This is a genomic window from Kitasatospora sp. NPDC059817, from assembly GCF_042731835.1.
Taxonomy (GTDB): domain Bacteria; phylum Actinomycetota; class Actinomycetes; order Streptomycetales; family Streptomycetaceae; genus Kitasatospora.
The window spans coordinates 1-8,880 of the sequence record NZ_JBHWIR010000242.1; the positions used below are offsets into that span (position 1 = coordinate 1).

The 8,880-nt window shown below is 73.7% G+C and carries 8 protein-coding genes; 1 reads left to right on the forward strand and 7 read right to left on the reverse strand.

Annotated features, from left to right (window positions below; genetic code table 11):
• From ACFV61_RS31985 to ACFV61_RS31995, 3 genes are all read right to left on the reverse strand, one after another.
• On the reverse strand, window positions 1-545 hold a 545-nt coding region (locus ACFV61_RS31985; protein WP_380495442.1), incomplete at its 3' end, for an RICIN domain-containing protein.
• Window positions 546-782: 237 nt separating this feature from the next.
• The gene (locus tag ACFV61_RS31990; protein ID WP_380373668.1) at window positions 783-1,532 is read right to left on the reverse strand and encodes a sulfite exporter TauE/SafE family protein; all 750 of its coding nucleotides are present in this window, start codon (window positions 1,530-1,532) and stop codon (window positions 783-785) included.
• Window positions 1,529-1,942 (reverse strand): rhodanese-like domain-containing protein, encoded by a 414-nt coding sequence (locus ACFV61_RS31995; RefSeq protein ID WP_380495444.1) that lies wholly within the window; start codon window positions 1,940-1,942, stop codon window positions 1,529-1,531. The genes ACFV61_RS31990 and ACFV61_RS31995 overlap by 4 nt, the downstream gene beginning before the upstream one ends.
• Before the next feature lie 249 nt (window positions 1,943-2,191).
• On the opposite strand from ACFV61_RS31995, the gene ACFV61_RS32000 reads away from it, so the two are divergent.
• Window positions 2,192-3,565 carry a rhodanese-like domain-containing protein gene (locus ACFV61_RS32000; protein ID WP_380495446.1) on the forward strand — a complete coding sequence of 458 codons (1,374 nt, stop codon included), beginning with the start codon at window positions 2,192-2,194 and terminating at the stop codon, window positions 3,563-3,565.
• A gap of 237 nt (window positions 3,566-3,802) precedes the next feature.
• Here ACFV61_RS32000 and ACFV61_RS32005 read toward each other — a convergent pair whose 3' ends face one another.
• From ACFV61_RS32005 to ACFV61_RS32020, 4 genes are all read right to left on the reverse strand, one after another.
• The gene (locus ACFV61_RS32005; RefSeq protein WP_380495447.1) at window positions 3,803-4,636 is read right to left on the reverse strand and encodes a 5'-3' exonuclease H3TH domain-containing protein; all 834 of its coding nucleotides are present in this window, start codon (window positions 4,634-4,636) and stop codon (window positions 3,803-3,805) included.
• 361 nt (window positions 4,637-4,997) lie between these two features.
• Window positions 4,998-6,137, reverse strand: a complete 1,140-nt coding sequence (locus ACFV61_RS32010; RefSeq protein WP_380495449.1) for a hypothetical protein — start codon at window positions 6,135-6,137, stop codon at window positions 4,998-5,000.
• Between the two features lie 5 nt (window positions 6,138-6,142).
• Complete coding sequence (fxlM, locus tag ACFV61_RS32015; RefSeq protein ID WP_380495452.1) at window positions 6,143-8,224, reverse strand: methyltransferase, FxLD system; 2,082 nt, start codon at window positions 8,222-8,224, stop codon at window positions 6,143-6,145.
• A 16-nt stretch (window positions 8,225-8,240) separates the two neighbouring features.
• A partial coding sequence (locus ACFV61_RS32020; protein WP_380495454.1) for a lanthionine synthetase LanC family protein occupies window positions 8,241-8,880 on the reverse strand: 640 nt, incomplete at its 5' end.

Below are 8,880 nucleotides of genomic sequence, written 5' to 3' on the forward strand. Positions count from 1 at the left end.
TCGTGGTCCGCTGCGCTGCTCTGCTCGCGCTCGGCGGCGCCGTCCTGTTCGCGGTCTGCTGCGCTGTTCTGCCTGCGGTCGCCTGCCGTGGTGAGGCAGGCGCCGTGCGCGGCCAGGGTGTGGCTCCCGCCCGGTGCCGGGGAGATGGCGAAGGTCTCGGCGGCGGGGTCGGTGCCGCAGTCGGCCGTGCCGGGGTGCCGCCCGGTGCCGTCGAGGGTCAGGCAGCGTCCGCTCGCGGCGTTGACCAGCCGGTAGCCGTCGGTGGTGCGGTGCAGCTGCCAGCGCTGGCTGAGCAGCCCCTGGCAGGCCGCGCCGACGACGGGCGTGCCGGCCGCCGACTGCGCGTACTGCGGGCCGAGGCAGCCGCCGTCCAGGACGGAGCCGAGGACGTAGCCGCCGCCGTCGACCAGCGCGGCCGGGCCGTCGGCTCGGGCCGGTCCCGCGCCGACGGCCTGGACGGCGAGTACGGCCAGGGCAGCCAGGACCGCTGAGCCCGGGGGCAGGGCGCGGACCGGTCGGCGGCGCGGGGCGCGGGTGGGGGGCATGGGGGCTCTCCTGTCGGACGGGTGGCGGTGCGTCAGGGGGCGGGGCGGCGTGCGCGGGCAGGGGTTTGAACGTTCAAATCCCTCGAGCGGCGCTGAGTGACATGTGCAATGTCACATGCTCATCCGAGCTGCGTCAACGGTCGGCGCACGGTCGGCTGCCGCCCTCCGGACTCGCCCTCCGGGTGCGCGCGCCGGGAGCCGGGGCCGCCCGGCGTCAGCGCGGTGCGGTGACCGGCATCAGCGCAGGGCGGTGACCAGCATCAGCGCGGCCACGCCGAGCAGGGCGAACGCGAAGGCCCGTTGCAGGGTGCGCCCGCTGAGCCGGTCGGCGAGCCGCTTGCCGTCCCAGGCGCCGAGGATTGCGGCCCCGGTGAAGGGGGCGGCGACGGCCCAGTCGATGGCGCCGGTCGCGCCGAGGCGGGGCAGCAGCGCGGCCAGCGCGTTGGCGGTGATCACCAGCAGGCTGGTGCCCACCGCCTCGGCCATGGTGAAGGCGAGTACCGAGACCAGCGCGGGGACGGCGAGGAACCCGCCCCCGACCCCCAGCAGCCCGGTGACCGCGCCGAGCCCAGCGCCGGTCGCCGTCGAGCGGCCCCACCCGGCGGCGGAACGTTCCTGCGCGGCGGCCTTCGGCGGCACCAGCATCCGCCAGGCGGCCAGCCCCGCCAGCACCGCGAACGCGCCGGTCAGCAGCGCCCCGGGCAGGTGCGCCGAGAGCGCCCCGGCGGCCGTGGCGGCGGGCAGCCCGGCGGCGGCGAACAGCGCGCCGGTGCGCCAGCGGACCCGGCCCGCCCGGGCGTGCGCGAGCAGGCCGGTCAGCGAGGTCGCGGCGACGATCACCAGGGCGGCCGTGGTGGCCAGGGCCGGGCTGAAGCCGAGCAGGTAGACCAGCGCGGGGACGGCGAGCATGCTGCCGCCCCCGCCGAGGCCGCCGAGGGCGAGGCCGACCACGGCCCCGGCGGCCAGCGCCAGGAGCAGCGCGGTCATATCGCGCCCCCGGCGCCCCTGGAGCTCCCGCCGCCATCGCTACTGCTGCTGCCGCTGCCGCCGCCGCTGCTGCCGCCCGGCGTGGTGACCGGCAGCCCGGCCCGCTCCCAGGCGGCCATGCCGCCGACGACGTTCAGTACCTCGACGCCGCGTTCGGCGAGCAGCTGCGCCGCCCGCCCGGAGCGGTTGCCCGAGTGGCAGATCGCCAGGACGAGCAGTCCGTCCGCCTCGGGCGGCAGCGGTTCGCGGGCGGCCAGGGCGATCAGCGGCAGGTGGAGGGCGCCGGGGGCGTGGCCGGCCGTGAACTCGCCGCGCTCCCGGACGTCGAGCAGGACGGCTGCGCCGGTGCGGGCGAGCCGGTGGGCCTGGGCGGGGGTGGTCTGCCCGGGGTTGGGCGGCAGCGGGGGCATGTGGTTCTCCGATGGTCCGGTGTGGGCCGGGCGGGCGTCCCGGAGGCGTGGGCGCCTCCTCGGCGCCACCCGTCTCCGACGGTGGCGGCCGGTCCCGCGCGATGTCCACCATAGTACCCCCGGGGGTATTATCGACTCCGTTCGGCGACACCCCGCCCCGTATCGACCGTGGGGCCGTATGCTGTCGCTCATACCGGTGGGGGTATTGAGATTACGCCGAGGCGCCCGACGCCGCCCAGGAGGCTCCCCGTGTACTTCGCCCAGTTCTACCTCGACTGCCTCTCCCAGGCCTCGTACCTGATCGCCGACGAGCGGACCGGCCGCGCCGTCGTGGTTGACCCCCGCCGCGACGTCGACGAGTACGTCGCCGATGCCGAGGCCCGCGGCCTGACCGTCGAGGCCGTCATCAACACCCACTTCCACGCCGACTTCCTCGCCGGCCACCTCGAACTGGCCGACCGCACCGGCGCCTGGATCGGCTACGGCCGCCGGGCCGAGACCGAGTACCCGATCCGCAAGCTCGCCGACGGCGAACGGATCGAACTCGGCGACGTCGCCCTCCAAATCATGGAGACCCCCGGCCACACCCCGGAATCGATCAGCATCCTGGTCTACGAGCAGCCCGACGACACCGTCCCGTACGGCGTGCTCACCGGCGACGCCCTGTTCATCGGCGACGTCGGCCGCCCCGACCTGCTCGCCTCCGCCGGCGTCACCGCCGACGAACTCGGCGCCATGCTCTACGACAGCGTCCACCACAAGCTGATGGGCCTGCCCGACGAGACCCTCGTCTTCCCCGCCCACGGCGCCGGCTCCGCCTGCGGCAAGAACCTCTCCACCGACCGCCAGTCCACCATCGGCCGCGAACGCGCCACCAACTACGCCTGCGCGCCGATGGACGAGCAGGCCTTCGTCGCCCTGGTCACCGACGGACAGCCCACCGCCCCCGGCTACTTCGGCTACGACGCCGACCTCAACCGCCGCGAGCGCGAACTCTTCGACCCGGCCGCCGTCCGCCCCCTGACCGGCACCGACTTCCTGCGCCTTCGCGCCGAGGGCGCCCTGGTCGTGGACGGCCGCGACCCGGCCGCCTTCGCCGCCGGACACCTCGCGGAATCGTTCAACATCCCTGCCGATGGGCGCTTCGCCGAACAGTCCGGCACCGTGCTCGCGCCGGAGAACGAACTGCTGGTCATCGCCCCGCAGGAGCGCGGCGCGGAACTCGTCACCCGCCTGGCCCGGATCGGCTTCGACCGAGTGACCGGCTACCTCGCCGACCCGGAGGAGCTCTTCCTCGCCCACCCCGACCTGATGCGCCAGGCTGCCCGCCTCACCGCGCACACCCTGCGCGAGGAACTCGCCCACCAGCAGCCCCCACTGGTCGTCGACGTCCGCGGCGCCGCCGAGCGCGAGGCCGGCGCCATCCCCGGCTCGCTCCACCTCCCGCTCGCCGAACTCCCGGCCCGCCACGGCGAACTGCCCACCGACCGCCGCGTCGTCCTCCACTGCGCCGGCGGCAGCCGCTCCTCCATCGCCGCCAGCCTGCTGCGCCACCACGGCCACCCGCACACCTACGACCTGATCGGCGGCTACGGCGCCTGGGAGGCCGCCCCGACGGCGTGACCGCACCCGCAAGACGGTGCGCCGGGGCCGCCCGGCACACCGTATGCGCGAATCACTGTCAGCGCTGTCCGGGGATTCCCACGCGCCGCAGGTGCTCACGGATGAGCGCCGCGACAAGGTCTCCCTCAGACAAGCCGCCGGCGCGCCTGGCGTGGAGGGCGAGGGTGGCGCTGGCCCACAGCTCAGCGTCGTCGGGATGCGCGAAGACGGCCAGGATCGAGCCTGGCAAGGCACCGGTCACCACAGCCCCAGCTTCGCGACGACGTCGGCGGGCTTCGGAAGCTGGGGGCTCGCCTCGCCGCGGGGGGCGAGGGACAGGTCCAGGTCGCGGCGCACCGTGATCATCGCCTCCCAACGCAGCACGTCGGCCCAGGCTGTGGTGATCGCTGTGCCCTTGGCGCCGGTCAGCCGTCCGGAGCCGGGGAGTCCGTGCAGTAGCATGCCGTCGCGCAGCAGGGTGGCGGCGACTTTCGGGCCGACGCCGCGGACGCCGGGGATGTTGTCGGACTTGTCGCCGGTCAGGGCGCGGAAGGCCGGCCACTGGGTAGGGGTGACGCCGAAGCGGGCGATGACCTCGTCGGCGGTGATGATCCGCTGGAACGACTTCCGCGAGCGGTTCAGGATGCGCACGCGGTCGTCGAGGAGCTGGTAGAAGTCCATGTCCCGCGACATGATCAGGACCGGCTGGGAGGCCGCGGCCCGGGCCGTGAGGGTGGCGATCACGTCGTCGGCTTCGGCGTTCTCGACCTCGGTCCACCGGATTCCGTACGCGTCCAGGCCGTCCTTCACCGGGGCGAGAAACTGCAGCGGCTTGAGCGCCTCCGGCGTCGCCGCACGGTTCGCCTTGTACTCCTGGTCGGCGGCCACGCGCTCGGCGGAGCCGTGCTTGCCGTCGAAGACGACCAGGACCTCAGGGGGCGCGACGTCGAGGTCGTCGCGGATCGTGGCGCGCAGCAGGGCGAAGAAGGCGAACAGGCCGGTCAGCTCGCGGGTCTTGTCGCGCGAGTGGATCGGTACGGGGAAGCCGAACGTGCTGGCCCACAGCAGGTTGAACCCGTCGACGAGCAGCAACGGCGCAGGGATTGCTGGGGTTTCGGGCATCACGACACCGCCTCCAGAAAGAAGTCAGCGATTCGGCGGGGCTCGAACTGGGCCGTCAGCCGATACACGGTCTGTGTAGTCGCGGCGCACAGTATGTCATCTGCCGGCTCGAACCCCCGTCGTCTCGAATTCGTCTTCGGCGAGGGATACTGCGAATAGGGTCGCTCCCAGTCGGAGGCGGCGTTCGGCAGGTCGAGCACGCTTTTTCCGGTCAGAGTCGCGTGAGGACGCGCACCGGGCCGCTATGGCGTAGCTGCTCGCAGAGCTCCGGTATGGGCAGGGACGACGGGGGAGCGCGGGCGTAGCGACCGCAGCTGCGGCGGGCACGGGTTCAGGGGCGTGGTGCTTTTGAGGTGAGGGGCCCAAAGGGGGCACCTTCGGGCAAGCCCGGGCCCAGCGGGGAGTTTTCGAGCACCTCCCGGCCGGTGGCGAGGGCGGCTTCCAATCGGTCGTGGGTCGGCTTGGGCAGGGCGGCGGAGCCCAGTGCGCAGGTGGCGAGCGCCTGTTCGAGTTCGGCTGTTCGGACGGGGTCCAGGCGGTCGCGGACAACGAGGTGGGTGAGAAGGTCGCGTAGTGCGTAGCCGTCGCCCGTTCTACCGGCTCGGCTGGACAGCTGTTTGATCAGGTTTCGGGCGGCGGGGGTGTCCGGGGCGGCGGCGTCGATTGCGGTCAGGGCGAGGCGGGTTGTGAAGACGGCCAGGCCTTCGTCCGGTTCGAAGGCGAGGCAATGGTCGATCGCGGTCTCGGCGGCGTGCCGGTCGCCGGGGCGGCACAGCGCGGTGAGCACAGCTGTGACGGCGTCCTCCCAGGGCTCGCCCGGCTCGGTTGCGGCCAGCAGGGCGAGGGCGCCGGGCAGGTCGTTGCTGGTCGTTGAGGCGAGGACGGCGACCTGGCGGCCGTCGAAGATGCGCCGGCCGATGCCGCGGTGCTCCTCGATGTGGTGCAGGGCGTCCGTCCAGCGGCCGGCAGAGGTGAGGGCACGGGTGCCGTCGGCGATGACGACGCGCCACAGCCACTGGCGGACCTCGTGGCGATGCTCGACGGTCTCGGTGAGGCGGGCGGGGACGGTGGTGCCGTCCAGGGAGGTCGTGGTGGAGGTGGTGACCGCTCGGTAGAGGTCGAGGAGGAGCTGGTGGCCGTGCTGGTGGTGTCCGGCGCGGATGTGGAGGCGGGCGAGGTTGACGATCGGCTCCAGGCCGCGGATGGCGCTCGTCGCCGGGAGCGGGCCGCGGCTGAGGTGGAGGGCGGCGTGGCGGTGGCAGAGCTCGCGGGCGTAGCCGGGAAGGGCGAGGTCGGAGGCGAGGAGGGCGGCCTGGTTGAAGACGGTGGATGCGAGGGCCGGGTCGTTCTGCCGGGAGGCCGTGTCGGCCAGCTCGCAGAGCCGGCCGACACGGGCGTTCAGGGGCAGACACACGGGCCGGTGGCGGGCGACCAGGGGGAAGCGCCGGGCGACGGGACCGGTCGGGTGCACGCGGGCTACTCCCAGATGACGGTGATCGGGTGGTGGGGGCGGTCCAGGACGAAGCGGCCGGCGTTCGGGTCTGCAGTGGCGGGGGTGTCGGGAAGTTCGAAGCGAGGCTTCCGGCTCCGGAAGCCGGTGTTCCAGGTGCGGATCTCCTCGGTGACCAGGTCGGCGAGCAGTTCGCCGGAGGGGCCGTGGCCGATCACGCCGGTCTCGTAGGTCTTGCGGCCGTCGGCGTCGGGCTCTCCGGGGCGAAGGGTGAGGTAGGCGAGGGAGTCGGCGTGGACCGTGGCCATGGCGCCCCAGCCGAACATCGGATTCACGCCGCGTTCGCGGGCGTTGCCGGTGACGCTCATCCGCATCAGGGAGTTGGGGCAGCGCAGGGCTAGCCACAGGTCCTGGTACTCGTAGGTGGTGCCGGCCGGGATGGTGACGCCGGTCCAGACGTCGTGGCGCTCGGTGTCGAGGACGCCGAGCAGCAGGTCGGCGTCCACCGCGTCGGTCTGGTCCTTGTGGACCTGGAGGGTGACGTCGCCCTCGTGAGTGAGGGCGACGGTGCGGCGGGCGTCGTCCATGCTGCCGCGCAGCGGCATGAAGACGGCGAGCTGGTCGTCGACCGACACCCACGCGTTCTCGGCGCGCTCGAACGCGATGGTACGGGAGGCGGTACCACGCAGACGCAGCGGCAGGACGATCCGTCCGGCGGGCTTGACCTGCTGCAGCCAGGCGGTGGGCATCTCGCTGGTGCTCACCGTGGCGATCACCCGGTCGAACGGGGCGGCGTCGGAGTGGCCGAGGGCGCCGTCGCGGAGAACCACGTCGGCATTGGTGATCCCGGCGTCGGCGAGGTGCTTGCGGGCGCCGTCGACAAGGTCGTCGTCGACGTCGACGGCCACCACGTGTCCGTCGGGGCCGACGATGGTGGCCATATAGGCGGCGTTGACTCCGGTGCCGGCCCCGGCCTCGAAGACGCGCTGGCCGGGCCGGGCGCCGAGCTGCTCCAGCATCAGGGCGACGATGGCGGGCTGGGAGGCGGCGCTGATCCGGGTGCCGGACCCGTCGGCCTTGGTGTAGGTGGGGTTGTCGGCGTAGGCGGCCTCCAGGGGGAAGCCGGGCAGGAAGTGCTCGCGGGGTACGGCGCGGAAGGCGGCTTCGACCACGTCGGTGCGGATTGCTCCCTGGGCGAGCAGGCGGTCGGTGAGGCTGTCGCGCAGCTGCTCGGCGTTCGGGGCGGCGGCATTGTCGCTGAGAGTAGTCACGTGGGCGACCTTAGTGGTTGTGCGGATGGTGGGCTGCGAGAGCCTGGGGCTCTCACCGGAACGGAAGACGGTGTCCAATGCGCTTGCGGCGACGGCGGATTGGTGCTCGACGGGGACGCCGGCGCGGTTGGCGTGGAAGATCAGCAGGTGGGCGAGGACAGCACGCGGTCCGCGGGTGAGGCGGCCGTCGCGGGCCGCGCGGACGAGGTCCTGTCCGGCCTTCTCGAAGGCGCCGACCCAACCGGCGTGCCCGGCGAGCGGTTCGCCGGGCCGGGTGAGTCGGCGGGTGTCGAGAGTCATCAGGCGGCGCATCGCGGTGGCCAGGACGGCGGCGCGCTCGGGGGCGAGGGAGGCCGGCTCGGGGCGTTCGGCGGCGAACTTGGCCCAGACGTCGCCCTGTTCGTACCAGTCGAGGCCGACGGCGCGGAGCATGGCGGAGACCAGGACGACGAAGGTCTCGGTGCGGCCGAGTGCGGGCGGGTCGGGCTTGGTGGCACGGGCCATCAGGTGCCGGCTGTCGGTGTGGAAGAGCCGGTGGGCGATCTCCATGGCCTCGGGGCCGCCGAACGCCTCGGTCTCCGGTTCGTAGATCCCGATGGCCCAGCCGGTGAGGCGTCCCTCCTCGACGAGCGTGTCCAGGAGCGCGGTGACGACGGGGGCGGGGCCGGCGGTGCGGTAGCGCACCCGCAGACCCTGCTTGCGCATGTACCACCAGTCCTCCAGGACGCGGGAGTTCTGGGCTTGGACGAGGACGGGGGCCAGGTGGCGGGCGGTGATCTGTTCGACGGTGGCGGGGTCGGCGAAGGTGAGGTCGTGCTGGATCCAACCGATGGTCATCGAAGGGGCTCCTTCGTCAGGAGGTCAGCAGGCAGGTGTCCCAGCGGGTCGCGGGCGTGGTGCCGGTGGCGGGGGCGAGCAGGGCGAGGGCGGTGCCGGCGGCTCCTTCCAGGAACCCGGGTCCTGCCGTCGCCAGGAGGTGGTGTGCCTGCTTGTCGGGGTCGGTGTGGGGTGGGTAGGTGGTGTCGAGGAGTAAGGCGGCGGCGGAGTGCAGGCGGGCCGCGTTGCGCGGGAGGGCGTCGGCGGCGGCGCGGTGGGCGATGTGGGCGAGCCCGGCGTAGCCGTGGCAGGCGGACAGGTCGGTGGTCGCGGCGAGGGCCTTCGGGTCCGCCAGCGCGGTGGCGAGGGCGCTTTCGGCCTGGTGGCGCAGGCGTTGGTCCCCAATGGCAAGGGCGGCGAGCTGCTGGGCGCGGGCGAGCCCGGCGGTGCCGTAACACCAGCTCGGCCGCTGAGGGGGCAGCGGCGTGCGGACGGTGCCGTCCAGGCGGGCGCGGGTGATCCAGTACGGCCAGGCGTGGCCGTCGCGCCAGCGTTCCAGCCAGGCGGCGATCGTGCCGATCGCCTGGCGCTGGGCGGGCCCCACCACCCCCCGGGGCCCGGGCCCGGCGGGCGCGGGGGGGGGGGGCCCCCCCCCCCGGGCGGGGGCGGTGTTTTGG

Excerpts from the sequence above, each read along its gene's own strand:
- ACFV61_RS31995 (WP_380495444.1), bottom strand. The coding sequence starts at position 1,942 with ATGCCCCCGCTGCCGCCCAACCCCGGGCAGACCACCCCCGCCCAGGCC.
- fxlM (WP_380495452.1), bottom strand. The coding sequence starts at position 8,224 with ATGACCATCGGTTGGATCCAGCACGACCTCACCTTCGCCGACCCCGCC.
- ACFV61_RS31990 (WP_380373668.1), bottom strand. The coding sequence starts at position 1,532 with ATGACCGCGCTGCTCCTGGCGCTGGCCGCCGGGGCCGTGGTCGGCCTC.